This is a genomic window from Moraxella sp. 179-F 1C4 NHS (genome assembly GCF_045370505.1).
GTDB lineage: Bacteria > Pseudomonadota > Gammaproteobacteria > Pseudomonadales > Moraxellaceae > Faucicola > Faucicola tetraodonis.
Map to the genome: position 1 here is coordinate 19,999 of NZ_JBIQEC010000015.1, position 20,120 is coordinate 40,118.

14 protein-coding genes and 1 CRISPR repeat array (1 of these 15 running past the window's edge) are annotated in these 20,120 nt (G+C 42.6%); of the genes, 4 read left to right on the forward strand and 10 right to left on the reverse strand.

Features of this window, described 5'->3' with window-relative positions; all coding sequences use genetic code 11:
• Window positions 1–1,651: a CRISPR direct-repeat array (repeat unit 28 nt; unit sequence TTTCTAAACCATCTATGCGATGGCGAAC); it begins 7,621 nt to the left of the window's first position.
• Between the two features lie 97 nt (window positions 1,652–1,748).
• From cas1f to ACH0AB_RS08100, 5 genes are all read right to left on the reverse strand, one after another.
• On the reverse strand, window positions 1,749–2,717 hold the full coding sequence (gene cas1f / locus ACH0AB_RS08080) for a type I-F CRISPR-associated endonuclease Cas1f (protein ID WP_050324603.1): 969 nt from the start codon (window positions 2,715–2,717) through the stop codon (window positions 1,749–1,751).
• A 58-nt stretch (window positions 2,718–2,775) separates the two neighbouring features.
• Window positions 2,776–3,399: a type I-F CRISPR-associated endoribonuclease Cas6/Csy4 gene (locus ACH0AB_RS08085; RefSeq protein ID WP_099808514.1), complete on the reverse strand. Its 624-nt coding sequence runs from the start codon at window positions 3,397–3,399 to the stop codon at window positions 2,776–2,778.
• 1 nt (window position 3,400) lies between these two features.
• Window positions 3,401–4,462, reverse strand: coding sequence for a type I-F CRISPR-associated protein Csy3 (gene csy3 / locus ACH0AB_RS08090; RefSeq protein WP_406877851.1), 1,062 nt, complete (start codon window positions 4,460–4,462; stop codon window positions 3,401–3,403).
• A gap of 61 nt (window positions 4,463–4,523) precedes the next feature.
• Window positions 4,524–5,495, reverse strand: coding sequence for a type I-F CRISPR-associated protein Csy2 (csy2, locus tag ACH0AB_RS08095; RefSeq protein WP_406877852.1), 972 nt, complete (start codon window positions 5,493–5,495; stop codon window positions 4,524–4,526).
• Complete coding sequence (locus ACH0AB_RS08100) at window positions 5,492–6,730, reverse strand: hypothetical protein (RefSeq protein ID WP_406877853.1); 1,239 nt, start codon at window positions 6,728–6,730, stop codon at window positions 5,492–5,494. Before ACH0AB_RS08100 ends, csy2 begins: the two co-directional genes overlap by 4 nt.
• Window positions 6,731–6,912: 182 nt before the next feature.
• Between ACH0AB_RS08100 and cas3f the strand changes: the two genes are divergently transcribed.
• Both cas3f and ACH0AB_RS08110 read left to right on the forward strand, forming a co-directional pair.
• Window positions 6,913–10,176 carry a type I-F CRISPR-associated helicase Cas3f gene (gene cas3f / locus ACH0AB_RS08105; protein ID WP_406877854.1) on the forward strand — a complete coding sequence of 1,088 codons (3,264 nt, stop codon included), beginning with the start codon at window positions 6,913–6,915 and terminating at the stop codon, window positions 10,174–10,176.
• Between the two features lie 455 nt (window positions 10,177–10,631).
• Complete coding sequence (locus ACH0AB_RS08110) at window positions 10,632–11,087, forward strand: replication initiation protein (protein WP_076775676.1); 456 nt, start codon at window positions 10,632–10,634, stop codon at window positions 11,085–11,087.
• Window positions 11,088–11,185: 98 nt separating this feature from the next.
• Here ACH0AB_RS08110 and ACH0AB_RS08115 read toward each other — a convergent pair whose 3' ends face one another.
• Complete coding sequence (locus ACH0AB_RS08115; RefSeq protein ID WP_065253432.1) at window positions 11,186–11,452, reverse strand: ArsR/SmtB family transcription factor; 267 nt, start codon at window positions 11,450–11,452, stop codon at window positions 11,186–11,188.
• 67 nt (window positions 11,453–11,519) lie between these two features.
• Here ACH0AB_RS08115 and ACH0AB_RS08120 point away from each other — a divergent pair, with 67 nt between their 5' ends.
• Both ACH0AB_RS08120 and arsC read left to right on the forward strand, forming a co-directional pair.
• Complete coding sequence (locus tag ACH0AB_RS08120) at window positions 11,520–12,812, forward strand: arsenic transporter (RefSeq protein WP_312535222.1); 1,293 nt, start codon at window positions 11,520–11,522, stop codon at window positions 12,810–12,812.
• A gap of 25 nt (window positions 12,813–12,837) precedes the next feature.
• Window positions 12,838–13,248: an arsenate reductase (glutaredoxin) gene (arsC, locus tag ACH0AB_RS08125; protein WP_065253430.1), complete on the forward strand. Its 411-nt coding sequence runs from the start codon at window positions 12,838–12,840 to the stop codon at window positions 13,246–13,248.
• A 351-nt stretch (window positions 13,249–13,599) separates the two neighbouring features.
• Here arsC and ACH0AB_RS08130 read toward each other — a convergent pair whose 3' ends face one another.
• From ACH0AB_RS08130 to ACH0AB_RS08145, 4 genes are all read right to left on the reverse strand, one after another.
• Window positions 13,600–15,285, reverse strand: coding sequence for an AMP-binding protein (locus ACH0AB_RS08130; protein ID WP_406877855.1), 1,686 nt, complete (start codon window positions 15,283–15,285; stop codon window positions 13,600–13,602).
• A gap of 150 nt (window positions 15,286–15,435) precedes the next feature.
• Window positions 15,436–16,512: a CaiB/BaiF CoA transferase family protein gene (locus tag ACH0AB_RS08135; protein WP_406877856.1), complete on the reverse strand. Its 1,077-nt coding sequence runs from the start codon at window positions 16,510–16,512 to the stop codon at window positions 15,436–15,438.
• A complete protein-coding gene (locus ACH0AB_RS08140; protein ID WP_406877857.1) occupies window positions 16,505–18,673 on the reverse strand; it encodes a 3-hydroxyacyl-CoA dehydrogenase NAD-binding domain-containing protein in 2,169 nt (722 codons plus the stop codon). The genes ACH0AB_RS08135 and ACH0AB_RS08140 overlap by 8 nt, the downstream gene beginning before the upstream one ends.
• A 220-nt stretch (window positions 18,674–18,893) precedes the next feature.
• Window positions 18,894–20,102 carry an acetyl-CoA C-acetyltransferase gene (locus ACH0AB_RS08145; protein WP_406877858.1) on the reverse strand — a complete coding sequence of 403 codons (1,209 nt, stop codon included), beginning with the start codon at window positions 20,100–20,102 and terminating at the stop codon, window positions 18,894–18,896.
• Between the last annotated feature and the right edge of the window lie 18 nt (window positions 20,103–20,120).

Sequence of the window (20,120 nt, forward strand, 5' to 3'; positions counted from 1 at the left end):
CCCTTTCTAAACCATCTATGCGATGGCGAACCTGAATTTGTGATAGCTGTGACTTGGCTTGTTTTTCTAAACCATCTATGCGATGGCGAACATACAACCTACCCATGCCCTAGTAAAAATCAATTTCTAAACCATCTATGCGATGGCGAACGGTAAAAACACCAATAAAATCGCAGGCGTGTTTTTCTAAACCATCTATGCGATGGCGAACTGACCAACGGATAACTTCTCTTTGCCCATACTTTTCTAAACCATCTATGCGATGGCGAACGGTCAAAATCTGCATGGCATTGATGGCATAGCTTTCTAAACCATCTATGCGATGGCGAACTTGGGGCAGGTGTGAAAGGCGCAGCCGCCGTATTTCTAAACCATCTATGCGATGGCGAACTTTAATGGCTCGGATTCTTGGCGCATACCCTTTTTCTAAACCATCTATGCGATGGCGAACTACCGCCAAACACAACAAGGGCGCTTGGGAATTTTCTAAACCATCTATGCGATGGCGAACATTCGCAGCATGTTGTTCTCAGCAGGGTTTGTTTTCTAAACCATCTATGCGATGGCGAACGGTAAGGGTAGTGATGTATATCTTGAGCCCGCTTTCTAAACCATCTATGCGATGGCGAACCTTGCAAGCTCGGCACGCGCTTTGGCACGCAATTTCTAAACCATCTATGCGATGGCGAACGCTGGTGGCGGGTGATTTCTCACCGCGCTGTGTTTCTAAACCATCTATGCGATGGCGAACAACAGAATTGAGCAGTACAAAAGAAGGTTTTGTTTCTAAACCATCTATGCGATGGCGAACTCGCCGGCGGTGTTTTGATTGGTTTTGCAATTTTTCTAAACCATCTATGCGATGGCGAACATCATAATGATAGATGCTCACGGTTCCTGTTATTTCTAAACCATCTATGCGATGGCGAACGACTATCAATCGCCCATATATGCTGCGCTTCGTTTCTAAACCATCTATGCGATGGCGAACGTTTTATCACTTTAGATTATCATGATGATAATTTTCTAAACCATCTATGCGATGGCGAACTACCATTAAATTATAGTGAGATTGGCTGTATATTTCTAAACCATCTATGCGATGGCGAACACCAAAGCCGCAAATCTCAAGGTTTTTTGCTTTTTCTAAACCATCTATGCGATGGCGAACTTATGTAAATCGTGCAAATCGTTGTAACGGTATTTCTAAACCATCTATGCGATGGCGAACTGATTAAACTTGTCTTTATCAACAATTTGGTCTTTCTAAACCATCTATGCGATGGCGAACTCTCACTTAAATTTGAGCCATTTTTTGGCTAATTTCTAAACCATCTATGCGATGGCGAACGTTATCGGTCATGTAGTGATAGCAAGCTGACTTTTCTAAACCATCTATGCGATGGCGAACGATTTATCTAAGCCAGAAGATAAAGCCTGTGATTTCTAAACCATCTATGCGATGGCGAACGTATGTCACAACTATGTTCCCCAACTCTCCTTTTTCTAAACCATCTATGCGATGGCGAACTGGGCTATAGTTCACTGTCTGGCTATAGCTTGTTTCTAAACCATCTATGCGATGGCGAACAATTCAGAAGCAGTTTAACCCACTTTTTTTATTTTCTAAACCATCTATGCGATGGCGAACTGGAGAATTTTCTGACAAAATCCCCAGATATCAATTATATACGTTTTAATTCAGTCAAGACACTTCGTTTTAAAGTGCTTTTTATAAGCAGCTGATTTTATTTAATTTTTTGGCAAGTGTCTACAACGAAGCCAAACATATAATCTAACACATCTTGGTCTTGGCAAATCTCGATAAGTTGCATCCGAAACTCTTTTTGATTATGCCCCAGTTTTGCCGAAATAAATGCTTGTGGCATCACCATCGCATCTTTGACCAAATCTGCTACATCAAACACCAAACCACCACGGCGGGTTTTACCATGTAGCATCGGTAGAGCAAAGCTAATACCTAACCCATGTAATGCAACTGCCGCATAGCCATAAGCGATATAATTCCCGTGGTCAAGGTAGCTATTGGCGATATCGGCGATATCATCATTGGCATTTTTGCCTTCCTCGCGGGTAAATTTAAAGCCACAGCCTTCCGCCAAGCTTTTATATAATACCTTTGCCCAGCGACCTTCGGCAGTCAATAACTGCTCTTGGTTCATTGCCGATTCTATCGCTTGTGAAAAATTAACTACCGCCGATTCATCTAGGCGAATACCATATGATGTCAGTAGTGGATTTTTTTGCCAGTATTTTTTGACAATTTCAATACGTTCTTGTAATAGCACCTTTGCCATCAACAGCCGTGTCGTATCATCAAGCCATGCTTTCATCCAAATTTGCATATATTCGGTAGGACGATACTCACTTTGTGGGGCTAGAAAGGTCAAATCTAATGCACTAAATAATGGTGAACCGCCTGAACCACAAAAACCGACCATTACATTTGATTCTGCCAAACGTCTAGCGGCGGCATCGGTAATCGAACTACCTTTACCCAGTAATAAAAAAGCGGTATTTTTTTCAGGAATATTATAAAAATGTTCAATCGGTTGCATACTTTCGGTCAGATACACGATACGGTCATCTTTTAAAATGACTCGAACTCGCTCAAGATAAAACACACACGCCCGCTTGGACAACATCAGCGGACGGCTACGTTGCTTACGTAAATGACTATTATGAGTTTGGCTCATGTTTTTCTCTTTGATAAATGAAAAAGCAGTAAGCATAAAAGCCTACTGCTTTTTTAAATTAGAATATCGGCAAAGCAAACGGCTGACTGGCACGAGCCAAACCATAGCCATCTGGCACGCCGTCACCTGCATTTTCCATCGGTACAATATCGATGGTTAAGGTAAAAACTTGTCCTGTGCTTTTACTGGCAACTTTAAGATACGGCAAGTCTTTGGCAGTGGCTAGACGACGTTCTCGTAATGGCACATTATTGTCAGACAGTTGAGTACGTTCCATTTTTGCCGTAGGAATGCGAAAACGACGATAACTTTGCCAGCCTGTGATTTTGGCTGTTGGTACAGGCGTTGGCGTACCGACCACACTATAATCCCGCACTTTCCAATGTTGGCTAATACTATCTACCAATCGCTGTAATGCCTCGCTACTATCCGAAAATACCCGAAAAATATCAAAATCAAAACGGGGCGACTTGCCATATTTTTTTTCGAAATCCGCTTGCTTTGCTTTAAGCTTTGGGGAAGGGACCAATGCTATGGCATATGGTGATTTATCCACCAATGCCAACGCTCGAAACGTGCCATGCAATACCGCATAAATCTGATTGCGAATGGTCGGTAGTGATAAATCGACCGTATCTGCCGATTCAATCACACGTACATCCACATAAAACTCAAATGACATCTTAATCTCCCTCAGAATATACGCCACCACGAATCAGACAGGCAATCAAAAACATCCCTTTTTCGCTGTTGGGGTCTAAGTCATCAATCTCTTTTAAAATATCAAACGCTGACATTTTTTCTTTACCCACACGATAAAAAAATTGATGCTCAAGATTTGCCCCATTTGGCTCTACCGCAATCGGTTTATGGTTGTATTCTTCGGCATTGGGATACCACGTATCAATGGTACGAATCGCATTACCGATTTTTTGGTCACGTAATGCCGCTTGCCCCAAAAATTGGTTGTTGTCTGCCCCACGTTGCGGGCGAACAGGGTTAAGTTGATACAGCGAACGAGAAAAGCCTTTGGGTTTATCTTCTAGATAATTTTGTGAAGGGAATACTTCCACACCACCCATGCCAAAATCAACTACCGCTTCGATATGTAGCCCTGCATTGGTTGCGTCGCCTTTTGCCCCTGTTAATAAAATCTCGGCTAATGCCTGCTCATCCGCACTAGAATTGTCAAAACTGTTTAAATTGTAGTCTAACGCCTTAAAGGTATAAGATTTTTCCGAATTTTGACTGGGTGTTACCGTAATTACAATGCTTTCTGCCACCAAGCGATTACGCCATAACCAGCGACCGTTCACAACATTACGCACATAACGACCGACCACCGTTTTTAGCCCATCGCTGTCTTTGGCACGAGCCACAAACGCTTGAAATGCCTTGCGAAATGCTTGTTCATCGCTTTTATCTGCCCCTGCTTTAGTCGCACTGGCAAACAAAATATCATCCAAGTCAATCAAACGAAAATCCCACGTCACCAATAATTTGGCATTGGGTAATAATTTGGCAGATTCGGTTTGTTGAATATTACTGACTTCACGAGCGACTGATTCGCCCGATGCTGACCCTTTGCTTTTATTGCCTGCTACATTTTGTGTACCACGAATGCCATGATACATGACTTTTAATGATTCAGTTTTGCCATCTATCAGATGAAAAAATGCCCCGTCGCTGATAACAGTACCACGTTGTAGGGCTAGGCTTGCGGGTAATTTTTTGAAAGTTGCCATAATAGAACTCCTGTTTGTTGTTTAACATTGGTTAGGTAAAAGTTTAGTTTCAAAAGTAAGGTTAAATAGATTGTCGCAATAAAAACACATCGCCACCATTATGGGTTTGCCATTGGTACTGCCAAAATAACTCTTGTGGGTTGTCAGATAATTGACGTAACGGCTCGGCAATCGGGTTTTGCGGTTGGTACGGTTCTTGCTCTTCTTCAGATAAGTCCACATCGTCAGACGGTTGGACTTTGGCAAAATTGAGTAACTGCCGAATCGACACATATTGCACCAAGCCAATCAATGGCTCGGCATAGGCGTGGGGCGTTTCTATCACATCGTTATCAAGCGTATAGGCTTGTCGCACACCCGTTCTATCCGTTTTTGGTTCTTCAAGCAACGCATAGCCTAGATTCGTCGCTGACAAAAAACTTAAGCCATGATATTCACCAAAGGCATGATTTAAGCCGTCCTTGGTAAGTGCCAATAGCCGTGTAAAGGCTTGCAAACGATTGAGATTTTGCGATTGTTGGTACGCTAATAACACATCGTGACGGTCTAGCACCACAAAGCCTGTCTTAATATTTTTGGAAAAAATTTTTGATAAATCTTTTTCTTCAAAAATTTTAACTTTACCAATTTCAATAATTTGACCGCCTGCAAATCGTTGATTGTTTAATAATTCAATTAACACGTCTGAATCAATAACACAATCAAATCGTATCACCAAACTAAGATGCAAATGACAGCTTGCCGTTGGTTGTAATGATAAGGCATTGGGATTTTTTGATGAATAATCGTTTTTATTGATAAACGCAGAGCCACGGCGTTGGGCAGGGGTAAAGCGTCCATAGGCAAAGCCACCCAAATCTTGCCTGTCATGGTGAATATAAATCACGCCTGTGTCCTTCACGCCCAATTTGCGAGCCAACGCATGAGCGAACATAGTGGATGCCATCAAAGGTACGCCACCGAGCAAAATCCCGCTGGTCTGCAGATTTGCCCCTTGCACTTGAATATGCGGAATGACCGCTAAAAAACTCATGATGCTAACTCCTTATGACTGTAGAGCAAGCCACGAATTCGGCGAGCCAAAAATGGTATGGTGCTATCTTCGAGTACAAAGGTAACAGGGTTACTTTGTCCTTCGACTTCGTAGGATTGACGGACGATATTTTTTGCCAAATGCTCGGCAAACGCCGTCATCCAGCCTTCATCTCGTAGCTTTGGGTCAATCAGTCCTTGGATGGCTAAATCGACGCTTGGGTGCTGTAATGGTGTTAAAGCAACCCGTTCTTTACTCACCATTTCCCCTGGATTTTCGTCATACGGTTCATTGCTTATTTTGGTGATATTGGGCAATCTATCAGCCACTTGTTCGAGGCTATTTTTAGCTTCTCGCCCTTGAGCCAAGACGATGCGTAAGATATGGGTCAAAAATTGTTGCTCGGCTTCACGGCTATCCATATTGGTACTAGTGGCTTCAATGCCTTTGTTTTTCCAGTCTTGGTTATTTAAATCTTGTTCTGTAGTAGCAATACCTTGATTCACCAAATCTGCCCAAGCAAGTAATGCGGGCTGAACAAGTTTGTCTTTCGGCAATTTATTGGGGATATAGTAGTCTAAGCCTTTGTAATACAGGCTAAAGGCTTGACGTATCGTATCATTAGCAGTTGGGGCAGTTAGATAAATTGGGCGTTGCATGGCTCGTACTAGGCTACCCACATTTTGCGGATTTGCCCCACCAATACCAAATACAGCGGTGGTAATACTGTGTAAATCATTGTCGATTTTACGAGCTTCTTTGATATCATCAACTTCATCATTTAACCAATGATTCACCCCTGCTGAGCTAATGGGACTAATTGAAAGGTAATCGTCACCTTTTGGCAATAATAACTGACGCATCCGAATGTTAATATGCTCAAGTCCCGCTTGATAAGGCGTGTCAAACAAGCTGACAATATCAGGCTGAATCGTATTTACCACAGTTTTAAAATCATCATCTTGCTCTGATAAATCTTCATCTAACATCGCTGATTTGATGGCTTTAAAAATCGTAGCGGTCTTACCTGCATTGGCTTGGTAATCGGTGGGAATGGTAATATCGTCAGCCAATAATGTTCTCGCACTGATATAGGGTAAATCCAACGCTTGCGATTTTGCCAAGCGAATACCGCCTTTTTCGATATTGGAATTAATCGTTTTATTACTAAAATTCACCGATTCAGCAAGAGTTTGCCGATATTGGTCGATAGGGATGGTGGAAGCATCTGACATTCATTTCTCCTTTTTTATTTAATTCTATAGTTTTAGCATAGTATTGCCCAAATAAAAAGCAGGCAAAAGTAGATAAAAGACACACGATGTCGTATTGTTAATATTCATTATAGAATTTAGTTTTATATTAAGTGAAAATGATAAGCTTATAAAAACAGAAAAATTAATTTGGAAAAAATGAAATGCACGTCATTTTTATCTCTGCTTGCGAAAAAAAAGCCCTGAAAAAAACCCGAGCCGTACTCGACAGCTACGCCATCCGCACAGGACAAAGCACATGGCAAGCCCCCATGACCATGGAAGGTCTAACCGAAGTCCGCAAAGCCCTAAAACAAAAAGGCATCACTCGCCAAACCGCTGTCGCCGCTTACATCAATTACGGTATGCGACGCATGAAGCTGGCTTGGGTCGTGGGCGCAAAGCATCGTTTTAATAGCGAAGGGGCATACCCTGTCGCTTCAACTGGTAAGCCTTATACCAAGCGACAACTCGACGACTGGGCCAGAGCAGCAAGCCTATTGGCAGGGGCGGCAGGCGATATGCATGATATTGGCAAAGCATCGCAACATTTTCAAAACAAACTGTCACCTAATCAAGCAAATAAAATCATCGCTGATGATATCCGCCATGAATGGCTATCCGTCAAGCTATTGCAACAACTACGGCATAATAACTTTGATTGGCAAGACGCTTGGCAACAAGTTGCCAAAGATAAAAACCGTAATACTTTTACGCTAGGCGACTTAACTAAGGTTAAAAAAGGGGTTTCAACTACTATTGAAGCAGTTGATTATCTAATAATAACGCATCATGGTTTATTAGGTGTTGCTGAAGGAATGAAAAATATCTTTAAAGCTACGCCAAACCATTCTAAACACGTTCGTCAAGAATTACCCCGTACCGAACAACTCACTTGTGCAGGCGAGTTACCACAAAGTATTTTTGACAGCTATCAAAAACGCATGGCACGACTTGCCAAATTATTGCCCACCAATGCCAGTCTAACTTATTATAAAGCCCTCTGTTTACACGCTCGTAACGCCTTGATTCACGCTGACCACACCATTTCCGCATTAAACTATTTGGATATCAATCCACCCAGCGCACCCAATCCTACCCAAATTTTTGCCAATACCTGCTTTATCGATGGCAAAAAACAACATAACCAACCGCTAGAATGGCATTTACGTAGCGTGGGCGAGCGAGCCAGTGTTATCGCCTGCAAAATGATGACGGACTTAAATCTGTCTGGACTGTGCGAGCAAACAGTCGAATATATCAAAACACCCACCCAAAACGCTTATTTTAAGTGGCAAAATGTTGCTGGCAATGCCTTACAAAAATTCGCCGATGAACACCCCGATGTACCTACGCTTGTTTTTAATATCGCAGGTACAGGGAGCGGTAAGACTCGAATGAATCTACGCACCGCTTGTACCTTGCGACCCAATGACCCACGTATTTGTATTGCGTTAAATTTGCGTTCTTTGACTTTACAGACAGGTGACGCTCTCAAAAAATCCATGAATCTATCCGATGATGAATTAGCCGTCGTCATCGGCGACAATATTACCCAAGAACTATTTGAAAAAGCCAAAAATAACCAAGGAATTGACGAAGATGAAAATCCCCCAGAGCCGATATTTGATGCCAAAGGAGAAGATTATGATATCCCTGCGTGGCTTAACCCATTGTTTGAGAAAACCACCAAAAAGGGCGTTATAAGTGACAATGATGGCAAAACGTTATTGGCATCGCCTTTGCTCGTTTCAACCATTGATTATCTGATAGCAGCGGGCGAGCCACACAAACAAGGGCATCATGTCAAAGCCTTGCTACGGCTTATGAGTAGTGATTTGATACTCGATGAAATTGACGGCTACGACCCGCAAGCCTTGATGGCGGTATTGCGACTGGTGCAACTTTCCGCCATGTACGGTCGCCACGTGATTTGCTCATCGGCAACTTTGTCCAAAACCTTGGCGATTAGCGTGCATCGTGCCTTTGAATCAGGCATTGCCATGCGACAAGCCTTGCTAAACAATGACAAACAAGCATTTAATATTGCCATTGTCGATAATGAAATTGATAGCAAAAACCCGCCCAAAATTTGGCAACAAACGCTAACGCAAGATAACGACACCCAAGCTGACGATAAAAACTTTAAAGATATTTACCAAACACACCTCAATGAATTACAGCTTGCTTTAGCCAAAAAGACGAGTTTTCGCCTAGCCGAACTCAAACCCATGCCAAAGGCAACGATTAGCGATTGGCAACAAGCGGTACTTGAATCTGCCCAAATCTTGCATGATAGACACGCTTGGCAATGGCAAAATGGGGAAAAATGCCTATCCTTTGGCTTGATTCGGGTAGCAAATATTCACCATGCTATTAGCCTTGCTCATTATTTTGCCAATCATTGGCAACACGCCCATATCGCTTGCTATCATGCCAATGATTGGCGAATCAATCGTTTTTATAAAGAACAACGCTTAGACACTTTACTAAGTCGTCATAAAGATGGCAAAAAACGTAAAACAGGCAATGAAACCATCGAGCAAGATAGCGAAATTATCGAACTTATGAACCACAGCCAACAAAACGATGTACCCTTTGTCGTGATTGCCACGCCTGTCGAAGAAGTGGGGCGTGACCATGACTTTGACTGGGCAGTTATTGACGCATCAAGCGTTCAGTCTATTGTACAGACCGCAGGGCGAGTTAATCGTCACCGCCGAGAAACGATTCATGAGCCAAATATTATCATCCCCCAATTTAACTATCGGCATTGCAAATACATGCAACAAAAGAAATCTAAAGAAAAAATAATCATTGCCTTTAAATACCCAGGTTATGAAGGTTATAACAATGCCAATGTTTACCCAACCCATGATTTGGCAAAGTTGTTACCCTGGCAAAATAATCAACTCATAATAGATGCTAGACTGCGTTTTGATAAAGATAACTGTCTATTTGCCCAATTTGATGATAGCGAGATACAAGGGTTTTGTGAGCGATATTTTTATGATGAAGGCGATGAGCTTTTTTCAAATACAGCAGTTGAAAGTAGTCTAATGACCGAGCAACTGTATCAAAAATTCACCCCGTTACGAGATAGACAGTATCAAGCCCTGTATCGAATGAATGCAGAATCGATTACGGATAATGAACTGGTTATCGAAAAATACGTTAATACGTTTAATCCAAGTTTTAAAAAGCAACAACAAGAATGGCAAGATTATAGCGGTGATTTTACCAAACCTATTTTACAACCCGCTAAGCCACAAGCGTGGCTGTATTTGTCGCCTAGTCAAATGGTGGAACAATGCGAATTTTATGATATTGATATTGAACAAGGCTGTCAAATTTCACTAAGTCTATATAATGATAAAAATGAGATACAGTGGCTATATGATGAAGGGTTTGGTGTAGTTAAAAAATAAGTAATTATGCTTGATATCGAATGTCTCATGTAAATTTGTTTTTATGATAGAAATTAAACTTTATCAAAATAATCTTATCACTCTAAATTTCATTAAACATTAGTATTAGTATTATCTATATTATTAAATTATAGAGGCTCTGTATTCCGCCATGGTAGCGGCTTTGCACGCAGATATGTGTACAGACTGGTGAATATAAATGTACAGATAGGTGAATCAAGATGTTCAGATAGGTGAATATAAATGTACAGATGGGTGAAGCTAGCAGTTTAACGCACATTAAAAGCGATTCGAAATAAATAATGAAAAATAACTTCTAAATCATTGAAACGAATGAATTTTGATTAACTTTTGTAACTGACATAGATTAACATAGATTACGATTTTACCCATCATCATGCTCACTTCTATAATCAAGCTCACAATAATTTGAGCCAATTGATAGCAAGTAGCCCATGACTATGCAAAGTTTTTACAATCAAGGTGCTGATAAAGTAATGATTATCAAACCCAATACGCTGATTGAAGCGGGTTTCGACTTGACCGAAGCCGAGCATGACTTGATAACACTGGCGGTTAATAAACTACATCGTTTGCAGTCTGGCGGCAGACGAGTATTGATTAGTGCCAAAGAATTTGCCAACGCCAATCGTGTCAATGAAATCTATGCCTATCGAGCCTTAAAAGATACCGCCAAAATACTTGGCGACAGAAAACTCAAATTTACCCTATACCTTGATAAAACCATTCAAGCGACCAATGAAGCGGACAAACTCACTGTTATCAAGCCTAACCACAACAACTTTACCACGTTGCGTTCTGAATATAACTGGCTACAAGGGGTCTCGTATCAAGATGATCAAGGCTTTATTATTTTGGATTTTTCCGACTGTAACTCTCCCCTAAAATAAAACAGCTCAGACATAGCCTTAATTGGCTAAGACCACATTCAGCTTTGAAGGGAAAAACACCCATCGAGAGGTATTTTGAATTAAGCGAGGAAACGCCGTTAATTTAATTCCAATGCACCAATTACCGCTTTGCCCCAATTTGGTAACTCTTTACTAATCGAATACCAAATCCAAGTGCCTTTACGCTCACTTTCTAAAATACCGATTTGCTTTAATTGGTTTAAATGCCGTGAGATAGTTGGCTGTGGTTGGTCTAACTCGCTGATGATGTCACACACGCATAACGCTTGCTTCTGATTAAGTAGTTGCACAATTTTTAATCTGGTGGGGTCGCTTAACGCCTTGAGAAAGTCTGTTTTATTCATATATTTACATATCCAAATATATAGATTATAGTATAGCTCAATTTTAACAGGTTTCTATAGGCAGTCAATGATTACCGCATTACTCATTTTTCTAGTGACTTTGATATTTGTAATATGGCAACCTAAAGGCTTGGGTATCGGTTGGACTGCCAGTATCGGGGCTGGGATAGCTTTGCTATTAGGGGTAATAACGGTTGCCGATATTCCTGTAGTGTGGAATATTGTTTGGAACGCTACCTTTGCCTTTATTGCTATTATCATTATTAGTCTGTTACTTGATGAAGCAGGCTTTTTCCGCTATATCGCCTTGCACGTTGCAAGATTAGCAAAAGGTAGCGGTAATCGGTTGTTTGCGTTTATTGTGCTACTTGGGGCGGTGGTATCGGCATTGTTTGCCAATGATGGTGTGGCTTTGATATTAACACCCATTGTGATTGCGATTTTAACCACGTTACGCTTTTCCCCTGCGACTACCCTTGCTTTTATTATGACAGCAGGATTTATCGCTGATACCGCCAGTATTCCGCTCGTGGTGTCTAATTTGGTAAATATTGTGTCGGCTGACTTTTTTAAAATCCCTTTTACCGATTATGCCAAAGTGATGATACCAGTAAACGTGGTAGCGGTTGTCACCTCATTATTGGTATTGTATGGGTTTTATCATAAAGACATTCCTACGGTTTATGCGTTGGATTTAATCGAAAACCCACAATCGGCTATCGTGGATAAAAATACCTTTATCATGGGTTGGGTGGTGTTGGCGTTACTTTTGTTGGGTTTTTTTGTGCTTGAGCCTATAGGTGTACCCATTAGCTTCATTGCAGGGGTTGGCGCGTTGGTGTTGCTTGTGGTAGCGAAAATGGGTAAAAAAATAACGGTGCTGCCGATTGTCAAAAATGCCCCGTGGCAAGTGGTGATATTTTCATTGGGTATGTATTTGGTGGTGTATGGTTTAAAAAATGCAGGGCTGACCGATTATTTAGCTCATGAGTTAAGCCAACTCGCTAATCATGGCATGATGACAGCTACAGTAGGAACAGGGTTATTATCGGCAGGGCTTTCATCTGTAATGAATAATATGCCAACGGTGCTAATTCAAGCTTTAGCGATTGATGAGGCGACTATCCATGACCCAATGATAAAGCAAGCCATGATTTATGCCAATGTAATAGGCTGTGATTTAGGCACGAAAATTACCCCGATTGGCTCACTCGCTACCTTATTATGGTTGCACGTTTTAGCCAGTAAAAATATTACGGTGAGTTGGGGCTATTATATTAAAGTCGGTATTATTTTAACCTTGCCTGTATTGGTGGCTACATTGGTTGCATTGGCAATTTGGTTGCCAATAATTCAATAATTTTAAAACTTAAAAAGGAACAAGTATGCAAAATATTACAATTTACCACAACCCTAACTGTGGCACATCACGCAACACGCTTGCTCTTATCAAACATCAGGGCATTGAGCCTTCTGTTATTCAGTATTTGGATAACCCACCTGATGAAACAACCCTGCGTGATTTAATTACCAAAATGGGTATTACCCCAAGACAATTACTGCGTGTAAATGTGCCGCCTTACGCTGAACATAGGCTAGATAACCTTAGTTTGACTGATGATGACCTTATTCAAGCTATGTTAGCTGACCCACTTCTAATCAATCGTCCAATCGTTGTGAGTGATAAAGGCGTTAAGCTGTGCCGTCCTTCCGAAGTTGTACTAGATTTGATTGATACGCCCTTAACCAAAACCTTTATCAAAGAAGATGGGGAAAAGATTGAGCCGACAATTTAGTCAAAACACCTGTTTTTATTGAACTTGTAAGCCGTTATTGGGACTCCCCATTAACGGCTTTCTCATTTCAGCAATAAACTATCGTATTGATTTAAACCATAACTTGTATATTAGGACTTACGCAAAAAATTTTGCTTTTGCGTAAGTCCTATATCTAATGGATTTTGCTAACATGCAATTTAGGGTAATTTAACTTAAAGGTTTTCGTCTGTTCGAGTCAGATTATGCCTACCATATTCCAAAAGCCCCAGTCGATTGATTGGGGCTTTTTTATTGCAGTGATATCAAGGGTTTACGTGGTTTTTCGGGGATTGAAAGGTAAACATCTGACCATTCTTTGGGCTGACACCATTATTTACTATTTTTCTCAAGTAACCGCAGTTCAGTTTTTTGAATTTTGCCAACCGCGGTTTTGGGTAATTGCTCAATAAACGTATATTGTCGGGGCCGTTTATACCCGGTTAATTGCTCATGACTAAAGGCTTTAAGCTCATCTATCGTCAAACTGTCATCTGATTTGACAATATAGGCTTTAACCGATTGCCCTTGAAGCGCATCTTCAACGCCAATCACGGCACATTCTTGGACTTTCGGGTGATTTAACAGTACCGCTTCAATTTCGGTTGGATAGACATTAAAGCCACTGACAATCAGCATATCTTTTTTGCGATCCATTAATTTGATATGCCCGTTTTGCATCATCATCCCAATGTCGCCTGTCTTTAAATGGCCTTCAGGTAAGAAATAATCGGTGTTGTCAATGTTATGATAGCCTATAGTCACATTATCACCTTTGATACAAATCTCACCCACTTCGCCTAACGCCACTTCCTTGCCCACATCATCACAGATTTTGATATCGATACTCGGCAAAGGTAGACCAATATCGCCAGTGTATTCATGATTGGTGAGGGGGTTACACGTGCCTGCACCGATAGTTTCGGACATGCCCCATCCTTCTATTAATGGGCAGCCCGTAAGCTCAAGCCAAGCTTTGGCGGTGGCGGGTGTGGCTGCCATACCGCCGGCGATTGATAATTTTAGTTCACGGGTATCGACATTTTTAAAATCGGGGTGGTTAACTAATGCCTGAAACAAAGTATTAACCCCAGGAAGAATGTGAAACGGCTTAGCAGATAATATTTTGATAAAACCGGCAATGTCTTTAGGGTTGGTCACCAAGGTCATGCGCATGCCAGATTTCATGCCTAACATGGAAAAGATAAACGCAAAAATGTGATACAGCGGCAACGCTAGGATACTATGGAATACTTGTTCGACAGTTTTTTGTTGGTTGAGTACCGGCAAAAACCACTGATAGTATTGTTCAACTGCTGTCAAAATATTTCGATGGGTCAGCAAGATGCCTTTGGGTCTGCCGGTGGTGCCGCCGGTGTATTGGATAAAGGCAACATCATCCAGTGATTTGGATGGCTGTTGGTAAGGCATGGATTGAGCCGCCTTTAACACTTGACCCAATCGTAATGGCTGATACTTTTGGTCAATTTGGTAAGGCGCTACCATTTTCTTGACATATTTTACAGCGATATCGACTATTTTACCCTTTAATCCTAACAAGTCCCCTAGACTAATAATCACGACTTTTTTCACTGGGGTTTTATCAATGATTTTTTGTAAAGTGTGAGCAAAATTTTCTAAAATAAAAATAACTTCAGTATTGGCATCAATCAACTGAAACTCTAATTCACGAGCGGTATGTAGCGGATTAATCGGCGTCAAAACATACCCTGAGCGAATCGCACCTATCATGACCGGTAAATACGCTTGTACATTAGGCAGCATGATAGCGACACTGGCATTTGCGCTTAAGGATTGGGCTTGTAGCCAGCGGCTTACTAGGCGTGCGACGTTATCCACTTCTTTGTAGCTCATCGCTCGCGCCATATTGCTGGTGCATTCTCGTGAGGCAAAGGATGTTAAATGATCATCAAAAAATTGTATTAACGATTGATCAGTTAAAGCAGGAATGTGTGCGGCGGTGTCAGGGTCATAAAATTTTGTCCAAAAATTTTCCATGTTGTTATCCTTTTTCTGTCCTTAGAAAATAGGCTAATAGGCGCTTGAGAAGATTTTGTCCATGCGCCTATTAGGGTGCGCGTATTGCCGCGCTTTTTGATCACTATCAATCGCTGTGCCTTTGAGTTGATAGTGACGCAAATGAATAGCCTAGTTGCAATCCTGAGTGAATGAATCTATTTCACACCAAGGCTTAACATTACCATACTCATCTTGATTAGCAAATAGTTCATGACAGGCGGCTTCTGCCAAGGTTAAAATAGGCGTCACGCACACATCAAATTGGGTAAAGTAGCGCTGCCAGTGGCTAAGTGGCTGCGAGGCAAATTTTTGGGCAATCGCTTGGGCAGCGGCTTGGCTCTGCGGATGAGTAGGCAGTACGCCCATTTGCCAATGGCTAGCCGCATGTTCATTAACATCTAACGCTTGACACAAGCCTTGCCAAAACTTTAGCTCAAGCGAGCCGACTGCCATATAACGACCGTCTTGTGTCTGATATAGCCGGTAACATGGCAGCACGCCGCCTAAAAAATCCTGCTCAGGCGTCGGTGTTACCTGGGTTAATGCTTTGACAAATTTCCCCGTCGCTTTTGGCATCACCAAATGGTTGTATAAACTATGGGTCATGCTGATGATGATATGGCGACCTTTGCCAGTTAGCTTGGCATTGACAACGGCCGCTAATAAAGCGATGATCGCCGTGTCACTCCCGCCAGCCAAGTCGGCAAATTGAACATTGGGCATGGCTTGTTCACCCGATGCGGTTTTGAGTTGGTCAAGTACGCCACTCATTGCCATAAAGTTGATATCATGCCCGGCTTTATCCGCCCAGTTGGGCGTCGTGCCGTAACCGGTGATGGAAACAATCACCAGCTTTGGGTTTTCCGCAAGCAGTGCCTGTGGCGAAAGTCCCATGCCTTCTAATACGTTGGGGCGGAAACTATCAATCATCACATCAGCGGTGGCAATTTCGCTTTTAAGCTTAGCAATGTCATCGGGGTGCTTAAAGTCCATTTTGTGACAAGCTTTACCATGATTTAAAGCATCAAACAAATTGCCTAATGCCCGGGCAGGGTCACCTGACTTGGGTTCATACTTGATCACATCTGCCCCCAAATCAGCGAGCAGTCTTGTGGCAAATGGACCCGGCAAGTTGCGTGATAAGTCAATAACTTTTAGCCCTGTTAAGCAGTCAGCTATACCCAGTGCAGCTATGGCGTCATTCATTAACAAACTCCTTATGCGCCTTTGCCATCGCTACTAAAACTTGGGCAGGGGCAAAGCGCTCGCCATAACGCTCGGCAAGTTGTTGACTGCGTGCGACAAAATTATCAACGCCATAGGCATTAATAAACTGCAAGGTACCCCCATGATGCGGGGCAAATCCCCAGCCAAAGATAGAGCCGATATTGGCATCTGCGATTGAATTAATCACGTTTTCTTCATAACAACGAGCGGTTTCATTGGCTTGGATAAACATAAAGCGGTCAATAAGCTCTTGCTGAGTAGGCTGCGTGTCTGCAACGGGGAATAAGTTTGATAGCCCTGACCACAGTTGTTTTTCACCTCCCTCTGGGTAGTCATAAAACCCTTTGCCAACTTTTTTACCCAAACGCCCGTGGGTTTTGCCCATCAGCTCGACCACGCTATCGGCGGGGTGATGCGGCATTTCTTTGCCTTCTTTTTGTAAGTCTTTTTTGGTTTGCTCATTAATATGCAGCATCAGACCTAAAGACACCTCGTCTTGCAGTGCCAGCGGTCCGACTGGCATACCTGATTTGATACCCGCTACCTCAATCAATCGGGGATGGACGCCCTCAGAGAGCATGGCAGAGCCTTCGGTGATATAGGTGGCAAACACGCGAGACGTATAAAAACCACGGCTATCATTGACCACAATCGGCGTTTTGCCAATTTGTAACACATAGTCAAAGGCTTTGGCTAACGTAGTTTCATCGGTTTGCTCGCCCATAATGATTTCAACAAGCGGCATTTTATCGACAGGTGAGAAAAAGTGTAAGCCGATAAATTGCTTAGGACGGCCACTCGCTTTGGCTAAACCGGTAATTGGCAAGGTTGAGGTATTTGACGCAAAAATCGCATCGCTAGCGGTGACTGCTTCTGTTTGCTGGGTACACTTGGCTTTAATATCACGGTCTTCAAACACCGCTTCAATCACCAAGTCACAATCCGCTAAATCTGCATAATCTGTGGTGGTTTGAATTTTATCCAGTAAGGATTGTTTTTTGCTATCATTGCTTCTGCCTTTGGCAATCGCTTTATTCAGCAAGTTTTCTGAATACATTTTGCCTTTATCCGCATTTTCCATCGTGGTATCGAGCAATACCACGTCAATGCCTGCCTTAGCAGAGACATAGGCAATACCTGCACCCATCATCCCTGCGCCCAACACACCGACTTTTTTGGTTTGGTATGTCGGGATAGATTTTGGACGAGATTGGCCCTTGTTGATGCTGTTGAGTTGGTGCCAAAGCGTGCCAATCATATTTTTTGACACTTGTGACATGGCACAGGCGACAAAATAGCGCGACTCAAGCGCCAGACCAGTATCGATGTCCACTAAGCTACCTTCAAACACACAGGATAAAATGTGGGTAATGGCAGGGTAGTTGCCATGCGATTTTTGATTTGCCATCGCAGGGGCAATGCTCAGCATTTGGGCATTTTGTGGGGTTAGGGCGTTACCTTGAGGGATTTTAAAGCCTTTGGCATCCCAAGGCTGCTGAGCGGTTGGATGTTCATGAATCCACTGTTTGGCTTGTTCAATCAGTGCCGTTTTATCAGTAACTACCGCATCGATAATGCCAAGCTGATGAGCGGCTTGGGTGGTAAGCTTAGTACCTTGGGTCATCAACTCTAACGCTTTTTGCATACCGACAAGACGCATTAAACGCTGCGTACCACCGCCCCCAGGTAATAAGCCCAATTTGACTTCAGGCAAGCCATATTTGGCATTCGGTTGGTCAACGGCAATGCGATAATGACAGCCCAACGCCACTTCAAGCCCGCCACCTAAGGCAGTGCCTGTTAATGCAGCGACGATAGGTTTACCGCAGGTTTCAAGGCTGCGTAACACCTTTTTGAAATGTTCAACAAAATCAAAAGCTTGCTTGGGGGATTGGATATTGGCAAATTGGTCGATATCGGCACCCACGATAAAGCTATCTTTATCGCTGGTGATGATAAGCCCTTTGCTGTCTTTGTCTTGAACAAAACTTTGAGCGATTTTTTCTAAATCATTGCTAAAATGCTCATCAAGCACATTCATTTTGCGAGATTGTTGAATGGTCAAAATGACAATATTATCGTCGTCAGTGGCAGAAAAATTGGCCAATTGATTCGCCGCTTGGCTGGTAAGACTGGTCATAGAAACATCCTTTTTTCTTCAGTTTTTTAATTCAATTAAATAGGCGACTTAGGGCGTGTCCCTAATTCGGAACAAAGTATTTTTAATGGCCTAAAATGCCTAAATCTGGCAAAACTGCGTTAAATTGTTTGACAATATTCCAATATTATCTGCACAATTTGCCTTGTTTTGCTAGCGATTTAGTCTATTTTCAGCCTCATTATCCAAATAGGGACACACCCTAAACACGTTCAATAATCGTGGCAATACCCATACCGCCACCGACACATAAGGTCGCAAGTCCAGTGGTCAAATCACGACGCTCCAATTCATCTAACAAGGTGTTAATCAAAATTGCTCCTGTTGCGCCTAATGGATGTCCCATAGCAATCGCACCACCGTTGACATTCACGATATCCATATTAAGCCCTAAATCTTTTGCCGTTTTCATTGGCACCGCTGCAAACGCTTCGTTAATTTCCCATAGGTCAATATCAGACACCTGCATTTTCGCTCGGGCTAAGGCTTTTCTTGCGGCCAGTGTCGGACCTGTTAGCATTATCGTCGGTTCTGACCCCACCACTGCCGCCATCGTGACTTTGGCACGGGGTTTTAAATTCGCCGCTTGTCCCGCTGATTGACTACCAAGCAGACATAACGCGGCCCCGTCAACGATACCTGATGAGTTACCAGCATGGTGCACATGGTTAATTTTTTCAATCGTGGCATATTTATCTAAGACCACTTTATCAAAGCCCATTTTTCCTGGCATGGCAAACGAGGGCTTTAATTCTGCCAAGCGTTCAACGCTGGTATCCGCGCGAATGGTTTCATCATGGTCTAAAATCATCAGACCATTGATATCTTTAACAGGAATAATTGATTTAGCAAAATACCCTTGCTCAGAAGCCTGCTGGGCTCTGTGATGAGACTCGGTGGCATATGCATCAACATCACTGCGACTAAAGCCTTCTAATGTCGCAATCGTATCAGCGCCGATGCCTTGTGGGGCAAAGCCGGTGGCGGTATTGACGCGTGGGTCCATGTACCAGGCCCCACCGTCTAACCCCATTTTGACACGGCTCATAGACTCCACGCCACCTGCCACCACCATATCTTCCATGCCCGACATGATTTTGCTTGCGGCTAAATTAATCGACTCTAACCCTGATGCACAAAACCGTGATAGGGTAACACCTGCCACCGATTCTGCCCAACCGGCATCAATTACCGCAATTCGGGCGATATCCGAGCCTTGCTCACCAACAGGGGTGACACAACCTAGTACCACATCATCCACCAACTGTGTGTCCAACTGATTGCGCGACTGTAAATTTGTCAGTAGTTCTCTGATTAACCAAATTGGAGCGACTTGGTGCAAGCTGCCATCGGATTTGCCTTTGCCACGCGGCGTGCGGATAGCATCATAAATATAAGCGGTATTACTCATTTGATTTTCCTTAATCAT

Excerpts from the sequence above, each read along its gene's own strand:
- ACH0AB_RS08100 (WP_406877853.1), bottom strand. The coding sequence starts at position 6,730 with ATGTCAGATGCTTCCACCATCCCTATCGACCAATATCGGCAAACTCTT.
- cas3f (WP_406877854.1), top strand. The coding sequence starts at position 6,913 with ATGCACGTCATTTTTATCTCTGCTTGCGAAAAAAAAGCCCTGAAAAAA.
- ACH0AB_RS08135 (WP_406877856.1), bottom strand. The coding sequence starts at position 16,512 with ATGAATGACGCCATAGCTGCACTGGGTATAGCTGACTGCTTAACAGGG.
- csy3 (WP_406877851.1), bottom strand. The coding sequence starts at position 4,462 with ATGGCAACTTTCAAAAAATTACCCGCAAGCCTAGCCCTACAACGTGGT.
- ACH0AB_RS08145 (WP_406877858.1), bottom strand. The coding sequence starts at position 20,102 with ATGAGTAATACCGCTTATATTTATGATGCTATCCGCACGCCGCGTGGC.
- cas1f (WP_050324603.1), bottom strand. The coding sequence starts at position 2,717 with ATGAGCCAAACTCATAATAGTCATTTACGTAAGCAACGTAGCCGTCCG.
- ACH0AB_RS08085 (WP_099808514.1), bottom strand. The coding sequence starts at position 3,399 with ATGTCATTTGAGTTTTATGTGGATGTACGTGTGATTGAATCGGCAGAT.
- ACH0AB_RS08110 (WP_076775676.1), top strand. The coding sequence starts at position 10,632 with ATGACTATGCAAAGTTTTTACAATCAAGGTGCTGATAAAGTAATGATT.
- ACH0AB_RS08120 (WP_312535222.1), top strand. The coding sequence starts at position 11,520 with ATGATTACCGCATTACTCATTTTTCTAGTGACTTTGATATTTGTAATA.
- ACH0AB_RS08140 (WP_406877857.1), bottom strand. The coding sequence starts at position 18,673 with ATGACCAGTCTTACCAGCCAAGCGGCGAATCAATTGGCCAATTTTTCT.
- ACH0AB_RS08130 (WP_406877855.1), bottom strand. The coding sequence starts at position 15,285 with ATGGAAAATTTTTGGACAAAATTTTATGACCCTGACACCGCCGCACAC.
- ACH0AB_RS08115 (WP_065253432.1), bottom strand. The coding sequence starts at position 11,452 with ATGAATAAAACAGACTTTCTCAAGGCGTTAAGCGACCCCACCAGATTA.
- csy2 (WP_406877852.1), bottom strand. The coding sequence starts at position 5,495 with ATGAGTTTTTTAGCGGTCATTCCGCATATTCAAGTGCAAGGGGCAAAT.
- arsC (WP_065253430.1), top strand. The coding sequence starts at position 12,838 with ATGCAAAATATTACAATTTACCACAACCCTAACTGTGGCACATCACGC.